The organism is Alkalicoccobacillus porphyridii, assembly GCF_007293315.1.
Classification (GTDB): domain Bacteria; phylum Bacillota; class Bacilli; order Bacillales; family Bacillaceae_D; genus Alkalicoccobacillus; species Alkalicoccobacillus porphyridii.
Window position 1 is genome coordinate 96,207 of the sequence record NZ_VLXZ01000002.1, and the last position, 16,715, is coordinate 112,921.

At 42.6% G+C, this 16,715-nt stretch carries 13 protein-coding genes; 3 read left to right on the forward strand and 10 right to left on the reverse strand.

Features of this window, described 5'->3' with window-relative positions; all coding sequences use genetic code 11:
* The first annotated feature begins 152 nt into the window (after positions 1–152).
* Entirely contained in the window at positions 153–1,502 is a 1,350-nt protein-coding gene (locus FN960_RS03795) for a M20/M25/M40 family metallo-hydrolase (protein WP_143847099.1), read from the forward strand.
* Positions 1,503–1,765: 263 nt separating this feature from the next.
* On the opposite strand, the gene FN960_RS03800 is transcribed toward FN960_RS03795, so the two are convergent.
* Both FN960_RS03800 and FN960_RS03805 read right to left on the reverse strand, forming a co-directional pair.
* Positions 1,766–2,089 (reverse strand): ArsR/SmtB family transcription factor, encoded by a 324-nt coding sequence (locus FN960_RS03800; RefSeq protein WP_143847101.1) that lies wholly within the window; start codon positions 2,087–2,089, stop codon positions 1,766–1,768.
* Positions 2,090–2,518 carry an SRPBCC family protein gene (locus FN960_RS03805; protein WP_143847103.1) on the reverse strand — a complete coding sequence of 143 codons (429 nt, stop codon included), beginning with the start codon at positions 2,516–2,518 and terminating at the stop codon, positions 2,090–2,092.
* Positions 2,519–2,968: 450 nt separating this feature from the next.
* On the opposite strand from FN960_RS03805, the gene FN960_RS03810 reads away from it, so the two are divergent.
* Entirely contained in the window at positions 2,969–7,267 is a 4,299-nt protein-coding gene (locus FN960_RS03810; protein WP_438799717.1) for a S8 family serine peptidase, read from the forward strand.
* A 452-nt stretch (positions 7,268–7,719) separates the two neighbouring features.
* Here FN960_RS03810 and FN960_RS03815 read toward each other — a convergent pair whose 3' ends face one another.
* The 7 genes from FN960_RS03815 to FN960_RS03845 all read right to left on the reverse strand — a co-directional run bounded on the left by FN960_RS03815 (position 7,720) and on the right by FN960_RS03845 (position 14,002).
* Positions 7,720–8,793 carry a DNA alkylation repair protein gene (locus FN960_RS03815; protein ID WP_143847107.1) on the reverse strand — a complete coding sequence of 358 codons (1,074 nt, stop codon included), beginning with the start codon at positions 8,791–8,793 and terminating at the stop codon, positions 7,720–7,722.
* A 65-nt stretch (positions 8,794–8,858) separates the two neighbouring features.
* Positions 8,859–9,362: a hypothetical protein gene (locus FN960_RS03820; protein ID WP_143847109.1), complete on the reverse strand. Its 504-nt coding sequence runs from the start codon at positions 9,360–9,362 to the stop codon at positions 8,859–8,861.
* A gap of 105 nt (positions 9,363–9,467) precedes the next feature.
* Complete coding sequence (locus FN960_RS03825; RefSeq protein ID WP_143847110.1) at positions 9,468–10,484, reverse strand: zinc-binding alcohol dehydrogenase family protein; 1,017 nt, start codon at positions 10,482–10,484, stop codon at positions 9,468–9,470.
* Between the two features lie 15 nt (positions 10,485–10,499).
* Positions 10,500–11,774, reverse strand: coding sequence for a TRAP transporter large permease (locus FN960_RS03830; protein WP_143847112.1), 1,275 nt, complete (start codon positions 11,772–11,774; stop codon positions 10,500–10,502).
* Positions 11,771–12,262, reverse strand: a complete 492-nt coding sequence (locus FN960_RS03835) for a TRAP transporter small permease (protein ID WP_260681912.1) — start codon at positions 12,260–12,262, stop codon at positions 11,771–11,773. The genes FN960_RS03830 and FN960_RS03835 overlap by 4 nt, the downstream gene beginning before the upstream one ends.
* The gene (locus tag FN960_RS03840; RefSeq protein ID WP_143847114.1) at positions 12,252–13,280 is read right to left on the reverse strand and encodes a TRAP transporter substrate-binding protein; all 1,029 of its coding nucleotides are present in this window, start codon (positions 13,278–13,280) and stop codon (positions 12,252–12,254) included. The genes FN960_RS03835 and FN960_RS03840 overlap by 11 nt, the downstream gene beginning before the upstream one ends.
* A gap of 47 nt (positions 13,281–13,327) precedes the next feature.
* Entirely contained in the window at positions 13,328–14,002 is a 675-nt protein-coding gene (locus FN960_RS03845; protein WP_143847116.1) for a GntR family transcriptional regulator, read from the reverse strand.
* An 88-nt stretch (positions 14,003–14,090) separates the two neighbouring features.
* On the opposite strand from FN960_RS03845, the gene allD reads away from it, so the two are divergent.
* Complete coding sequence (gene allD, locus FN960_RS03850; RefSeq protein WP_185970904.1) at positions 14,091–15,098, forward strand: ureidoglycolate dehydrogenase; 1,008 nt, start codon at positions 14,091–14,093, stop codon at positions 15,096–15,098.
* 617 nt (positions 15,099–15,715) lie between these two features.
* Here allD and FN960_RS03855 read toward each other — a convergent pair.
* Complete coding sequence (locus FN960_RS03855; protein ID WP_143847118.1) at positions 15,716–16,567, reverse strand: N-acetylmuramoyl-L-alanine amidase family protein; 852 nt, start codon at positions 16,565–16,567, stop codon at positions 15,716–15,718.
* Positions 16,568–16,715 lie beyond the last annotated feature (148 nt).

Below are 16,715 nucleotides of genomic sequence, written 5' to 3' on the forward strand. Positions count from 1 at the left end.
TTATAATTATATTATATATCATTTAATATATAATATCAATTAATAATAATTATAATTAAGGAGTGTGACCAACACATCTTCCTTGCTATTTTGTTTAAGTATATTATGATAGTTAGAATATTCATAAGATCATATACATTTGGAGGGATTGCATGAGCTTAAAAGCTATCGACCAATGGGTACAAGAGCATGCGGAGCAATCATTAGAGCAGTTATTTACACTGCTTCGACAGGAGAGCATTAGTACCCAGAACAAAGGAATGCGGGAATGTGCAGGATTAATGGAGAATCTAATGAAGGAAGTTGGTCTTGAAACGAAGGTATTTGAGACAAACGGCCACCCTATCTTATATGGAGAGTTAGAGTCAACAATTGACGAGGCGCCTACCCTATTATTATATGGGCATTATGACGTTCAACCACCAGATCCGCTGGAGGATTGGGTTTCTCCCCCATTTGAGCCGACCATACGAGACGGTAGAATCTACGCGCGTGGTGCCGGGGACAACAAGGGACAAATTGTGGCACAGCTTCTTGGATTAAAAGCGTACCTTGATACATTTGAATCCCTACCAATAAACATTAAGGTAGTCGTGGAGGGCGAAGAGGAAATGGGCAGTGTCCATTTGCCGGAATTTGTTCAAGAACATAAGCAACTTCTGCAGGCAGACTTAGTGTATACCGCTGATGGTCCGTCTCATAATAGTGGCCAACCACTTGTTGTGCTAGGCGTAAGGGGCATGCTAGCCTTTGAGATTGAGATAGAGGGCGCTGCATTTGATAACCACTCTGGTAATACAGGGAATGTTGTTCCGAACCCAGCCTGGGAGCTACTCGAGCTACTTCAGACAATGAGAGATCAGGATGGAAAAGTGTTAATAGATGGCTTCTATGATCATATCAGACCGGCTACTTCTACCGAAGAAGATCTATTAAATCAACTGCCTTACAATGCAAAGGAAGTCGGCGAAAAGATTGGCTTCCCCTCCTTACAATTAAACAGTGCAGACTATCATCGTAAATTAACATTTGAACCAACATTTAATATCCTCGGGTTAAAAAGCGGGTATTTGGATGAAGGGGTCAAAACAATTATTCCCTCTAAAGCCAGTGTGAAGATTGATACAAGACTAGTCGTTGACCAAGATCCCAAGGATATCTTTCACAAAATTGAACAGCACGTGAAGAAACAACACCCTACGGCTCACGTTCGTTTCCTAGGTTCAATGGATCCATCACGCACTCCTGTTGATACCGCGTTCGTACAAAAAGCAATCAAAGGTGTCGCCCATAGCTTTAATCAGGAGCCACTTATTCAACCGAGTCTCGGAGGCTCTCTCCCAGACTTTGTATGGACGAAGATTTTAGAAGCACCTTCTATGCTCATGCCTTATGCCAACTTTGACCAACGGAATCACTCTCCTAATGAGAATATAGCCGTTGATAATTTCTTAAACGGTATTCGTTGTACAGCGCATGTGATTCATGAGTTAGGCTCGTAACTTCATACAAACAGTGGTCGGACAGAAGTATTATAACTAATAGAAAAGCTGAACGAGTATAGTGATACTCCTTGTACACTTCTCATGAATGTGTACAAGGAGAATTCTGAGGGTGTCTGAGTGGTGGTTCTTCGCTGTCGCTACTAAAAATGGGGGCACGCTTACAGGGGAAGGTATTTAGCTTTGGCCCTGCCACTTTATCTCAATAAACTGCAAGATAAAGTTCTGTCCCAGCTCGTTTCCGTAACACATGTTATTAATGACTATTCCTCTGTCTTTTCAGCCAAATGTTTAAGAAAAGAAAGCTTATTGGACCAAAACTGATCAAAATAGCTCAGCCAATCCTGCAACTCTTCTAACGCACCCGGTTCGAATCGATAGCGTTTTTCTCTGCCAACCTTTTCCCCGTGGATTAACCCCGCTTCTGATAAAATATGCAGATGCTTTGCCACCGCTGTGCGGGTCATTTCAAAATTTGAGGTAATCTCTGAAATGGGACGCTCTTTGTCTGCAAGCAGTCGCAACACTTCACGACGAGTTGGATCAGCAATCGCTTGAAAAACATCGTATTGCTTAGCAGCCGCCATTTAAGCTTCAGCTACTTTCTTCAGCTTTTCGACAATCCCTACCCAACCTCCAGCCATACGTTCACGGATGACCTCGCTTTTCTCATTCGCTTTAGGCAACATCGTTCCTGCGTCTTTCCAGCCGCCATGAGTAAGCGTAAATTCAGTTTGCTCATCCACCTCTCTAAGCTCAAATGTAACAATCCAGCCTTCCGTATCCCAGGAAAAAGAGAGTCGGTGAGGTTCTTCTATTTCTAATACTTTACAGGGTGATGGCCCAAATGGAGATTGCAATTGGAATTCATACCCTTCCTCTGCTTTAAAGTTATTGGGCATAAACCAGGCCTCAATTCCTTCAGCAGTTGCTGCAAATTCCCACACCTTATGTATAGGTGCCTGAATGATGATCGTCTTCTTAATATCTATTAATTCTTGTTTGTCATTTGCCATGGTTTATTCTCCTTCACTTATAACACTTTTTGGTTTCACTTTTAATTATATAACACCTTTTGGTTTCATTTCAAGTAGACCTTTACTGTAACTATAGTCATACTTTTTCTCTCAGTCTAAATGACGAGCTTGTAAGAAATGAAAAAAACTTAATAATTTGTCTACACTCCATGCTTATGAATCTTCTAAATTGGTTGTAGCGTATACCATTCTGACACTTAATCAATTATTTTTGTTTTCAAATTAGACGTATTACTCATGTCATTCTACAATTTTCAACATGCCTCATTAAGCGATACTTTATTCTTAATTTTCTAAATATTAATGTTTTAGCTGTAAGGATTAGCTATGATACGTGTAACTAACTAGATTTACATATAAAAGAAAAAACAGAAAAAGAGGTGCCGAAAAAGAAAGAATAAACTAAGAAAAAGGAGAGTTCAAATGCCAATAAACCTTAAGATGAGACAGTTTCTTGCCGTTTCTTTAACTCTTTTGTTTGTATTTAGTTTGCTTGTTCCTTATCAGGGATCTGCACAATCCAATTCAAATAGTGTGTCCGTTTTAGATTCAGGCCAAAGCGGTGCTGATAAGATTAGTGAAAGAGTCTATGAGGAATTTGAGAATGAAGAGATTGTTACCTTTCTATTAAAATTTAAAGAACAGGTTAACACAACAGAGATTGCCTCTGAGTCTCTTCAAACCCAACAGGCACAAAACGCCTCCGCATCACAAATCAAGCTGAGCCAACGTTCTGCTGTTGTGTCAAGCCTACGTGCTACAAGTATAGACACTCAGACTGAAATCACGGCCTTTCTTGATAAAGAGCTTGAGACTGATAGAGTCACAGATTATCAATCCTTCTTTATCGTCAACGGCATGGCTGTAACAGGAACAAAAGAAGTAATGGAAAAGCTTGCAGCCAGACCAGAAGTTGAAAAGGTTCTTGCTAACGAAGTAAGACAACTGAACCCAGTTGAAAAAACAGACGCCGAGGTTCCAGACATTTCGGCTGAATCTGATATTGAGTGGAACATTGACCACATTGGTGCACCTGCCGTTTGGGATCAAGGAATTGATGGTAGCGGTATTGTCGTAGCTTCCATTGATACAGGTGTGGAATGGAATCACCCTGGATTAGTTGAGCAGTATCGTGGATACGATCCTGCTAACCCAGAGGATCCTGACCATGACTTTAACTGGTTTGATGCTACCGCCGGTGAATCTATTCCTTACGATGATGACGGCCATGGTACACATGTAACAGGAACTATGGTTGGGGTAGAACCAGACGGCGCTAATGCAGTTGGTGTTGCACCTGGTGCTGAGTGGATTGGTGTTAAAGCATTTACTGCTGCAGGTGGAACGGATGCGGATTTACTAGCTGCAGGTGAGTGGATTATCGCACCAACTGATGCAGATGGAAATCCACAGCCTGAAAAAGCGCCAGACATTGTCAACAATTCATGGGGAGGCGGACCTGGTCTTGATGAGTGGTATCGTCCAATGGTTGAGAACTGGAGAGCAGCTAATATTTTCCCAGAGTTTTCAGCAGGCAATACAACTCTCTTTAATCCTGGTGGGCCTGGTTCTGTAGCCAACCCGGCAAACTACCCTGAATCCTTTGCCACTGGTGCAACGGATATTGAAGACAATTTGGCAGGATTTTCGCTGCGAGGACCATCTCCTTACGATGAAATCAAACCTGAAATTGCTGCACCCGGGGTAAACATTCGTTCAGCGGTTCCAGGAGGCGGCTATGAAGGGGGATGGAACGGTACGTCTATGGCAGGACCACATGTCTCGGCCGTTGCCGCCTTACTGTTGCAAGCCGATTCGTCACTGAGTGTGGATGATTTGGAGGAGATCCTTACAAGCTCAGCTATCCCACTAACAGATGATGAATATCCTGAATCACCGAACCACGGCTTTGGTCATGGCTTAGTCAATGCCTATGATGCTGTTGCAGCCGTCCAAGATGGTCTAGGAACGGTAACAGGAAGTGTAACCCAAGACGGTGAGGATACTGAACCACCAACATACGAACACGAGCCTGTGGAAAATGGATACGATGGAGCGGATATTCCATTAACTATTTTGGCTGAGGATAATGTCGGTGTCATTGATGTAGAACTAAGCTATGGTAGTGATGGTGAATGGACTAGCGTAGCCGCGAATCTCATTAATGGAAATCATTTATCTGGTACGTACTCTGCTGTCATTCCTGGAGAAGCTGTATCTGGAGATTCTCTTGAATACAAATGGACGATTAGCGATTATGGTGAGCATACCGTGGAGTCTGATGTCTACGAGCTCTCCATTTTACCGGCTCTTGGAGTGGGATACGAGGAGGACTTTAGTGAATTGCCTCACGGTTGGTATTCTTTTGGTGCCAATGATGTATGGGAATGGGGCGAACCTCAATCCGGTCCAGGAGAAGCGTTAACTGGTGATCATGTTTATGCAACCAACTTGTCAGGTAACTATCCTGATAACGGAAATATGACGTTGGTTATGCCTCCAGTTGACCTGGCGGATGGACCCACGTATCTTTCATTTACACATTGGTATGACATAGAGCCCGATTTTGATTATGCGCAGGTTTTCTTATCTTCAGATGGACAAGACTGGGAAAGCGTCGAGCAATTTGACAGCTCTTCTGGAGATTGGGTGGAAACAGAGATTGACCTGTCAGACTACGCAGGTCAGAGGGTATATATTGGATTTAACCTAACCACTGATTTCTTGTTTACTTTTGAGGGCTGGTACCTTGATAAGGTGGCTCTTAGCAATGAGTCAAAAAACATTGCGTTTTCAAACCCTGTTGAACCACCAAACCACACCATATTTAATACAAATCATGAGAAAGAAAAAATAAATCCTGAAGAGATAAAACCAAAACAAGGGAACGTGAAGAAACCAGCTTTCGCTTACACTGAGAACCCGATTGAAGTTGCTTCATTACCTGTTGAAGCAACAGTTAATGTTCTTGAAAGTGGGCGCTCAGTAAAAACAAACCCGGCAGACGGTAGCTATGAGCTACGCCATGCACCTGGAGAATTCACCTTAGTTGCTGATGCGTATGGATTCCAATCTGAGGAGCAGACCGTATCTGTGACAGCTGATGAAATAACCACTGCTCATTTCACGTTAACGGAGAATCCTAAGGGAACCGTTTCCGGTGTGGTCAGCAATGATGCAACTGGAGAACCCGTGCAAGGGGCAACTGTGACACTACTCGAGGACGGTCATATTGCACCTGTTCAAACAAACGAACAAGGCGAATATGAGCTAGAAGCCTATGAAGGTGACTATACGCTACAATTCACAGCAGCCGGCTACTATAGCCAGCAGGTAGAAATTACAATTGAAGCAGAAACAAACACCGTTCAAGATATCGCTCTCGAGCCATTTATCGGCTATGAAGGTGAAATTGGCTACGATGATGGCACCGCTGAAAATGCCCATGCATTTAATGATGCTGGAAACGGTTGGGCCGTTAGAATGTCATTAGCTGAAGGCGAAGAACGAGCTTTAGTTACAGGTGGATTATTCCGCTTCTGGGATGAAGAGTGGCCGGAACCAGGCGGAACTGATTTCCAAATTGCTGTATATGATGCAAGCGGATCAAATGGATCACCAGGAAATCAAATTGCTGGTCCAATTGATGCTACAGCTGTCCGCGATGGTGGTTGGACAGAGATAGATCTGTCAGGCGAAGGTATACTCGTTGAAGGCGACTTCTATCTTGTCTATCTTCAAGCTGCCGCCCACCCTAATGCTCCTGGACTCGCTACAGATGAAGACGGCCCACTTGCTCAAAGAAGCTGGCAATTTGTTGGAGGCAGCTGGTCTCAAACCGTGCCAATGGATGGAAACTTTATGATTCGTGCCTTGGTAAACTATGAGCTAGGTGCACCAACCATCACATCTCCGGAGGATGGAAGCTTTTCGAATGAGGAAACCATTACAGTAGAGGGCACGTCTTCTCCTACTACTGACATTCGTATTTTGAATAATGGAGACGAAGCTGGAACAACTTCAACTAATGAAGACGGCATATTCACTGCGGATATTGATTTATCAGATGGTGCGAATGAGCTTACAGCCGTTGCCGTGACAGAATCTGGAGAAAGCGATGAATCTGAGCCCGTAACTGTCATTCTAGATCAAACATCTCCAGAGCTCACCATAGATGAACCTGCAGACGGATCAAAAACAAACCGAGAAACGGTCACTGTAAAAGGTACAGCTTCTGATGAGTACCTTGATAAAGTTACAATCGACGGTCAAGATGCAGACGTGCAAGAGGATGGCACATTCAGCAAACGAGTGATGCTGGATAATGGATTAAATGAAATTACTGTCACAGCGACCGACAAAGCCGGTAACGAGACAACAGAAATCATTTCAATCGACGCCAAATTCGATGCACCTGTTATCGAAAATCTCAAACCAGACGAAGATAAGCACCTTAAATCAGGCCAATCTGTCAAAATAGAATTTACAAGTGAGCCTGGTCTTGATGCTACATTCATCATCCGCATGCCGTTAACCAACATCCCGTCATCAAACGCAACAGAATTACCAATGCGAGAAGAAGGCGAAGGAAACTACGTCGGTTATTGGACCGCCACCTCTAATCTTGAGGTAGAAGGGGCAAAAATCGAAGTCATCGTACGAGACGACTACGGAAATGAGACAAGAGAAGTCGCGAAAGCCGAGATTCATGTGAATGTAGAGGAATAAAGAAATCAAAAAAAGGAAGAAACGGACGAATTCGACCGTTTCTTCCTTTTTTGTGGTGCCGGAGAAGAAGAGGTTCTTGGTAGATCAGTATCGTTCTTGGTATGGAGACTGTTTCTCTTGGTATGGTGTCTTGGATCTTGGTAAGAGAGTATGGGCTCTTGGTGTTGAGCTCTTTCTTCTTGCTATCGACTTCTTGCCCTTGCTAAGTGACTACGGGTTCTTGGTGTTGAGCTCTTTCTTCTTGCTATCGACTTCTCGCCCTTGCTAAGTGATTACGGGTTCTTGATGTTGAGCTTTTTTTCTTGCTATCGACTTTTTGCTCTTTCTAAGTGACTACGGGCTCTTGGTGTTGAGCTCTTTCTTCTTGCTATCGACTTCTTGCCCTTGCTAAGCAACCTCGATCTCTTGGTGTTGAGTTCTTTCTTCTTGGTATCCCATCTCGACATCTCTCCTCACCCAACCTCAAACTCCACCGACACCTTTTCTTCCCCGTTCACAATTAGCGTTAACTGGTGCAATCCTGGATGGTGTTTTCGTGTAGATAGATCTTTAAAGGCATGCGTTCTTGCATAGGTTTTTACTTCATTTGCTTGAATCGCTGTTTCCGAGAGCTTAAACACCTTACGTGTGCGATGGCCTCGTGCTTTTACATAATCAATGGCATATTCCACGCGCAGCTTGGTGTCTACTTCTGCCTGAAGATTAAAGGAAAAATCTACTCTTTCCCCAATCTTTATTGCTGCTGTTTTAAATTGAAAATCCTGTATATGTAATGTATGACTATTCTCATAGCCGAAGAGGGCAAGAACGTGTTTGTCCCCTTTTTTTAATAAGCTTCTACTTGCATGTTTAATAATCCAGTTTGTATCCTCATGCTCACCAAACCAGTCGTTAGCTATTTGAATAAAAAGATCTGGATGGGTTTTAGTTATGTCGTTTAAACTATTTGCTACACTACGACGCACATACAACGAATCGTCCTTCTTAAGCTTTTCTAAGATGGGCAAAATAGGAGCTGGATCCTGTTTGAATGCTGGAACTGAAAGCCCCCATGGCAAACGCGGACGACTACCTTCACTGGCCAGCCTTCTTACATGCTCATTTGTACTATCTGCCCACTGCAGGCTCTGTTCAATCATCTTTTCAGTATCCTTAACAAAGTAAGGGCGAACAGCAAATTCAGCTGTGGAATATTCCGTTAAAACCTCCAATGCATCCATAGATTCCTGCCAATAATCAAGTCCATAGCATTGGACAAAGTCTGGAAATACTATGCCTTCCAGGCCGTTATATGGAGGGGCTACTTGAATTAATATCGCTAAGGCATCGGGGTAAGCAGCTGGAAGAGTTTCATACAGTGACTCCGTTATTCTCCGTTTTCGTTCCATTAATTCAAGCGCAGACCAATCAGGCTGAAGGATGAGCTTACTGCAAGCCTGAACATCAAAATTAGGATAGACTTGCTTAATATCTGATGTTAGCTTCTGCACATACGCTTTATTATAAATCTCTTTTAACGGTTCCATAATAATCTCCTTTTAACAACGGTAGTTCTCTTTATTATAGGGGAATGTACGTTCGTAAACAAGGTTTATCCTTTTTTACGAATGCGTTTAAAAAGTAACAAACTTAATCCTGCTCCTGCTATAAAAATACTCGCCCATATTGGTGCACTTAAAAATGGATCTGGTTCGGGTGTCGTTGATGTCATTCCTTGAACATCTTCCTTGAGGTCACTAAAGTTTCCCGATCTTCCACAGAGTCCTATTGTATAGCTAGTGAGATTTTTTTCCTGAGCATAGATTAACAGCCTCTCATTCGTATCAAAGTACTCCTCATCCCAATGAGAACCTTTTAATTTTACAGTATGATTCGGTGATCCCTTGTACACTTCATCGACTTCAAAAGTGTATGTATAAGAATTATTTTCAGTGACACGCCCACTAAACACAGCTGCAGATCGATCAAAGGCTTCTTCTGCAAGAGCAACTTCAGCACAACTTAGGGCATAGGTGTGGTTTGGATTTGCTATAAAGAATGCAGATAAAATAACACTTATAATTACTATGGCACAAACCGAACTTCTGTATAACACCCCTCTTCCCCCTCCCCTATTTAATCAATAAAAAAGACAGCCAAACATGTTCCGGCTGCCTCTTAACTGATCTAATATATTTCAATAACAATCCTCTTTTTTCCTCTAAAAAGTAAGCACAATCTTTCGAACCTCTTCAGGATGTTTTTCAAGCAACGTCATCGCTTCATCAATTTGCTCAAAAGAGTAACGGTGGGAGACGATGGCATCTGATTGAATATCGCCATCATTCACCTTTTCAATTACACCTTTAAATTGATGTGTTTGTAGCCTTGAGCCAACGACCTTTAGCTCTTTTTTAGTTAGCAATAGGGAAGGAATGGCTGAGGGCTGTTCGTTAAATCCAAGTGTAACGATGGTGCCAGCTACAGAAGCTAGCTGCACAGCCTGCTCAAACGTAACTGCGGTGCCCACTGCATCAATGACTACATTAGCCATTTCCTCATTGGTAATCGTTTTTATTCGATCCTCTACATTGTCTTGCTGTGGATTAATGATGAAGTCGGCTCCAATACTCTGTGCGTATTCAAGTCGGTTTTGGTTAAAGTCCGAAATAATCACTTTGGCCCCTTTTTCTTTAGCCATGATTAAACATGCAATTCCAGTAGGACCAGCACCCATAATAAAAACACTGTCCCCTTGTTCCACTTCCCCTCGATACATCGCCTGAGCCCCAATAGTCAATGGTTCAACCAAGGCTGCCGCTTCGTCTGTCACTCTCTCTGTGACTTTATGCCAGTTGGCTTCATCTGCTTTCACCCACTCGCTCATGCCGCCATCACGATGAACGCCAAAAACCTCAAGTTCCACGCATACATTCGGCTGATTTTTTCTGCAAGCGTAGCATGTACCGCACGAAACAATGGGCTCTAGCGCGACTCGATCTCCCGGTACGAGATCAACAACCGCAGGACCAATCTTCTCTACGACTCCTGAAACTTCATGGCCAATGACCCGTGGGTAGACCGTAAAAGGATTACTCCCGTGATAGATATGCACATCCGAACCACAAATGCCCACACATTTCACTTTAACGATAACATCTTTCTCTCCAACAATTTCAGGCTTTTCCTTCGTAACAATATCTAGTTTCCCTGGTTCTTGCACTTGAATGACTTTCATTTAAAACACACCCTTTTATTCAAATAAACCTGGTAGGTACAGTGATAGTGATGGGACATATGCAACGATCAGTAAGACAACGATCGCTACAGCAAAGTAAGGCATTAATTCTTTCACCGTTTTAGTAATTGGTACTTTGGCAAAAGAAGAGGCAACGAATAGACATACCCCAACTGGTGGTGTTGATAGTCCAATCATTAACGCAAGGACCATCACTACTCCAAAGTGGATTGGATCCATTCCGACACTTGTTGCAACTGGTAGTAATACAGGGAATAGGATAACGAGTGCCGCAATCGTCTCCATAAACATACCAAGTACTAGTAACAGCACGATAATTAATAGAATGACGAAGAACGGATTTTCAGTTATTGATAAGATACCATCGGCAATTAAGATTGGAACACCTTCACTCACCAAAATCCATCCGAATGTATTGGCAAAGCCGACTAGTAATAGAATGGATGCTGTTGAACTCAATGTTCTTACAAGAATAGAAGGTACTTCTTTCATATCAAGCTCGCGGTATACAAGCTTCCCAACAATCAGAGCGTACACAACACAGACAACTGCCGCTTCTGTTGGTGTGAAGTACCCACCTAGAATCCCCCACAAGATAATAACAACCATTAGTAACGCCCAGAAAGCACCTAAGAATGATTTACCAACGACAGATAACGGCTGGCGCTCACCTTTGGGATATTGTCTTTTTACGGAAATGATATATGTGACGATTAAAAATCCTATAGCTAGTAAAATACCAGGTATTGCTCCTGCTAGAAACAGGTCTCCAATAGAGATACTTGCAAGCGTCCCGATAATAATCATCGGTAATGAAGGTGGTAACATCGGACCTACAGTTGAAGAAATAGAGGTTACTGCCGCTGAAAACCCTGAGCCGTATCCTTGTTTTTTCATCGCAGGAATCATAACTGATCCAATACTTGCTGTATCAGATAAAGCTGTTCCTGAAATACCTGCAAAACCTAGTGAAGAGGCTACATTTGTAAGGGCTAGTCCCCCGCGAATATGTCCTACCACGGCATTAGCAAATTCAATAATACGATTGGTGATTCCACCTGCATTCATTAAATTCCCTGCTAGAATAAAAGCTGGAATAGCAAGCATAACGAATGAATTGATCCCTGCAAACATTGTTTGTGGGATAACCGTTAATGGAACCCCCGCTATTAGGAGATATATTAATGAAGATAGCCCTAAGCTAAACGCAATCGGTATGCCAAATGCGATAAAAGCTAAAAATAAACCAACAATAATTAATGCCATCATAATAGGTTGTCCCCTTTCTCTACTTCTTCAGTTGGGCTGAACCGGTCGAACATATAAACGATCGAGTAAACCATTAGTAACACGCCCAAAAGGGGTACTGCTGCATAAGCATAAGCCATTGAAAATCCAAGTGTTGGTGCATAAAAATCAGCACCAAGCTGAAGAAAATGCAAACCGTAAATAACTAGTACAAGTGAAAATATGAAAGCGAGTCCCGCAATGACACATTCATACACACGTCTGGTCTTCTCAGGTAATGCAAGAATCAGCATGTCTACACGAATAAACTCCTGTTTACGTAAAGCGATGGGTGCGGCTGTAACCATAGAATAAACAAACAAATACCGTGATAATTCTTCCGTCCAAATAAGATCAAATGGAAAATAACGGCTTAGAATTTGAATGATGACTACCGTCAATAGCCCAATAAATAAACACATGGAAATAAATCCTAGAAGCCTGTCCACTTTAGCCATTCTACTCAGCATCCTCTTGCCCTCCTTCACCCTCAGCTAAAATATCTAAATAAAGCTGATACTGCTCTTCTTCAAAATAATCTTCTAATGCTGGCATCATGGCATCTCTGAATGCATCATGATCAACATCTTCATTAACTTCCATGCCTCTTTCCACTAATCGCTCTAATACCGCTTCAGTTTCAGCTTCAAGTAAATCTTGAGCATAGGCTTCAGCCTCAGCCGCTGCCTCTCTGACCATTTCCTGCTGATCCTCAGGTAGCGCTTCCATTTGCTCCGTACCCACTACAACATAAATCCAAGATCGAACATGTTCCGTTGTATTTAAATACTGCTGCACTTCGTAAAACCCGTTGCTTTCAATCAAATCATTAGGGTTCTCTTGTCCATCAATAACACCCTGTTGGAGCCCAGTAAATACTTCGTTTAAGCTAATAACCTGTGGCTGAGCACCAGCTTCTGACCAAGCATCTAGAAATAGCGGTACATTTGGTACACGCATGCCAAAACCTCGTAAGTCTTCAGGTGATGATATCGGATAATTCGAGGTAAGGTTTCGTGGAGCTCGCTCCATATAGAATAATGGGGTTAAACCAATATCTCGCTCAATATCATTTTCTATGATCTGTCCTAATTCACCCTCAATGACTCGACGCATATGTGCTTCGTCTTCAAATGCATAGGGAACCGCAAGCATCACGGCGTTTGGGGTCCAGACCTCTAATGTCTCCCCTGTAATGGTTATATCCGTTGCTCCATAACGTATTGAATTAATATTATCTACTTCACTACCAAGTTGACTATTAGGATAGATTTCAATTTGAACCTTTCCCTCTGTCTTTTCGTCTACTAAATTCGCAAACTCAACGGCGGTACGATGCCACAAATGGCTGGAATCTGAAATATGAGTCATTTTCCATTGAGTGATCTCATCATCGCCCCCAAGTTCTGTACTAGAACCCGCTGAAGAACAACCACCTAAAACTACTAGTGCGATTGCCGCCGTATAAATAGTCCATTTTTTAAACATATTCTTTCCTCCCTTTTGAGAACGCTTACTTTAACCATAAGCTTGTTTTATGCACTAAAGTAGTGAGGGTACTTCTCTTTTAGAGCTGCTTGATCATATTGCAACAAAGTTAAATGATGACGCATTAATTGCTCTGCTATGTCTGCTTTTCCCATTTTTACAGCTTCAATTAACGCCTCATGCTGTTCAATCAAGAGCTCCCAATTCATTTTTGAGTGCATACTTAATTTTCTAAGTCTGTTTAAATGCACGTTCATTCGTTGATTGACTTCCCATACTCGAATTTTATTTGTTCCTTCAGCAAGTAACCGATGGAATTCTTTATCGAGTGAGAACAGAGCGTCTTCATCCTCATCAACTTTTGCAACTTTTTGGTCGGTGAGATTGCTTTCCAATTGATTCATACAATGCGTATCAAAAGATGAGCATGCGAGTCTAATAATAGCCGCCTCTGTATGCTCGCGCACAAACCTAGCATCTTCTACATGGGACGCATCAATTAAGGTAACAAAGGATCCTCGCTGAGGTAGCACGTGTAATAATTCATCCTCAGATAATCTTAAGAATGCTTCGCGTACCGGCGTTCGACTGACTTGTAATTCATCAGCAATGTCCTTTTCGGAAATAGCCTTCCCTGGCGCTAGTTCAAGTGTCATGATTAAATCATGAATTGTATCATATACAAAATCCCTCGTTGATACTTTAGCTTTTGATAAATACATGAAGCACTCTCCTCCTAAAAATGATCCTACCACACTACCATACAAGTATGCTAGTATGAATTTAACCGTTTTCATTAGGAGGTCTTTTATGACTATTATCATTTCAGAAGAAGAATTAAGGCAGACCACTGTAGATGCTTTTAGAAAATCCGGTTTATCAAAAGAAATTGCTGCAGATATTGCAGATGTATTAGTACATGCAAACCTTCGAGGGGTTGATTCTCATGGAGTCATGCGTGTGGAGCATTATATTAAGCGGATAAAAGAAGGAGGCATTAACCCTAATGCTAACCCCTCAACCGTTCAGTCCTCTGCTTCCACACTAATCATGGATGGCGATAACGGATTTGGTCATTACATCTCTAAACAGGCGATGACAGAAGCAATCAATCTGGCAAAAATGTCAGGAATGAGCGCTATTGCCGTTAAAAATAGTAGTCATTGCGGGGCACTATCTTATTTTGTAGAGCAAGCAGCCTCAGCAAACCTAATCGGAATAGCGATGTCGCACACTGATAAAATTGTTGTTCCTTTTGGTGGATCTGAACCATTTTTCGGAACAAACCCCATTGCGTTTGGCTTTCCGGCTCAATCAGAAGAACATGTTATTCTTGATTTTGCCACAAGCAATGTAGCCCTTGGTAAAATCTTAAATGCTCGTGAATACGGTGATGCGATCCCTGATACTTGGGGCGTTGATGCTGAGGGTAAACCTACAACCAATCCAGAAAACGTCTCCTTCCTTTCACCATTCGGAGGGCCTAAAGGCTATGGCCTTGCGATGGTTGTAGAGATATTCTCAGCCTTATTAACAGGCGCAGCGTTTGGTCCACACGTATCAAAAATGTACGGGGATTACAATAAAAATAGAGAGTTAGGTCATTTCTTTATGGCAATTGACCCTTCAATCTTCACGGGTCTCGATAGCTTTACCTCAAGACTTGATCAGATGATTCAAGAGCTACATCAAGTGACTCCAGCTGAAGGAGCGGAACGCGTACTCGTTCCCGGGGAGATCGAAACACAAACGGCACTCAAGCGAAAAAAAGAAGGCATCCCCCTTCCTGATCAGGTTTGGGCATCTTTAAAAGGCTAAACTCTCGATGTTCTGCACAGTTCGCTTGCATAAGTACATGGAGAGATTGGAGGTTATCTGCGTATCGGTTCTTCGGTGCCGCTACCGAAAATGGGGGCACTTACCTGAGGGAAGGTAATGAGCTAACCCGACTTCGTCGATTTATCTCATTGAACCTTTTCATCCCGCAGGTGTAGGCCCTCCATTTTCGTCCGCTGATAAGTGGAAGGATTCAAGGATGCAGGAGATAACTTACATAGAGTCTATTACATAAAGCGCCTGCTATATATGTACATGGAGGGAATGTAGGGTGTCTGAATGTGAAGCAATAACAGCCCTCATTTCCTTAAAAAGAATGTTCGTTATTTGTTAATCAGAACAGTAGCGGAAGGAGAAACCGAAGACTTCTGCGGAACAGAACGCAGCAGACCGACATCGAAGTGGTGGTTTTCCACTTCGAGGGCTGGGGCCGTTCTTGCGGGTGCGTAGGGTTCTTCTGTAGCGGCGCCAGTCAGCTCATTCTTACATGACTTTTTCAGTGTATTTCCGAAGTGTAGCCTACTTATCCATAGAAGAAGACCCAAACGATGATATGTTAAATCAACATCCTCGTTTGGGCCTTCATAAATATATTTCACTTAACCAAGGATTCCATCTCGTATTGCCTTGGCTGCTTTTTGCTGGTATTCTCCTGTTTTTAGTAAACTGGCGTCTTTTTCATTGGAAACAAAACCGGTTTCAACGAGGACCGCGGGCATCCGGGAGTACTTAAGTACATAGAAGTCAGCAGCAAACACTCCTCGACTTCTACTTCCTGTACTTTCGGCCAACTGCTGCTGAATCGAACTAGCCACCTGCTTTCCCTGACTACTACCATGATAATAGAATGTCTCTACCCCACTTACCGAAGTGTCTGCATAGCCATTGGCATGAATACTAACAAATAAATCCGCGCCCCATTGATTTGATTTCAACACTCGATCCTCTAGCGTAACAAAGAGATCCTCATCCCTCGTCATCAAAACCTCAATGCCTTCTTGCTCAAGTTCACTCTTCACCTTATGAGCGACGGATAAGGCGATTGTCTTTTCGTATAAACCATTTCCAATGGCTCCTGGATCTCTGCCTCCATGTCCTGCATCAATGACAATTCGGTCAAAATCCAATGATTCTTTCGTTTGTGGTAAAGAAGGTTGCTCAGACTGTGGAGTACGTTCCTTCTTCATTAAGTAAGCTGTGCTCACAAAACCAAGCTGACCCTCATAAGTAATTTGTCCCCAGCCATTCCCAAGTTCAATATATTCAACCTGTACACCTGGAGTAAGACTGCCAATAATCGCAGCCTGCTCACTTGGCTCAGCGCGGACATTCAACGAAACTTGTGTATCCACCTCACCCAGGTTTACCTCTGCAGCCATTGCCTTCTCGCTCCAGAAAAAGAGAAATACAAAACAAGCACACAACCCCAAAATCCGTGATTTACTAAACATACACAATCTCTCCTCTCAAACACTGCTAATCTCTGATCTCTTTAGCTAGTTTTGACAGGTTACTAGAAAATAATCACCACTTGTTAAAATAAATGGCAGGTATCTATATGATTGATGTAAAATAATAGTAGAATCTGAGGAGGATGAC

Excerpts from the sequence above, each read along its gene's own strand:
- FN960_RS03795 (WP_143847099.1), top strand. The coding sequence starts at position 153 with ATGAGCTTAAAAGCTATCGACCAATGGGTACAAGAGCATGCGGAGCAA.
- FN960_RS03800 (WP_143847101.1), bottom strand. The coding sequence starts at position 2,089 with ATGGCGGCTGCTAAGCAATACGATGTTTTTCAAGCGATTGCTGATCCA.
- FN960_RS03805 (WP_143847103.1), bottom strand. The coding sequence starts at position 2,518 with ATGGCAAATGACAAACAAGAATTAATAGATATTAAGAAGACGATCATC.
- FN960_RS03815 (WP_143847107.1), bottom strand. The coding sequence starts at position 8,793 with ATGGAACCGTTAAAAGAGATTTATAATAAAGCGTATGTGCAGAAGCTA.
- FN960_RS03825 (WP_143847110.1), bottom strand. The coding sequence starts at position 10,484 with ATGAAAGTCATTCAAGTGCAAGAACCAGGGAAACTAGATATTGTTACG.
- FN960_RS03830 (WP_143847112.1), bottom strand. The coding sequence starts at position 11,774 with ATGATGGCATTAATTATTGTTGGTTTATTTTTAGCTTTTATCGCATTT.
- FN960_RS03835 (WP_260681912.1), bottom strand. The coding sequence starts at position 12,262 with ATGCTGAGTAGAATGGCTAAAGTGGACAGGCTTCTAGGATTTATTTCC.
- FN960_RS03840 (WP_143847114.1), bottom strand. The coding sequence starts at position 13,280 with ATGTTTAAAAAATGGACTATTTATACGGCGGCAATCGCACTAGTAGTT.
- FN960_RS03845 (WP_143847116.1), bottom strand. The coding sequence starts at position 14,002 with ATGTATTTATCAAAAGCTAAAGTATCAACGAGGGATTTTGTATATGAT.
- allD (WP_185970904.1), top strand. The coding sequence starts at position 14,091 with ATGACTATTATCATTTCAGAAGAAGAATTAAGGCAGACCACTGTAGAT.
- FN960_RS03855 (WP_143847118.1), bottom strand. The coding sequence starts at position 16,567 with ATGTTTAGTAAATCACGGATTTTGGGGTTGTGTGCTTGTTTTGTATTT.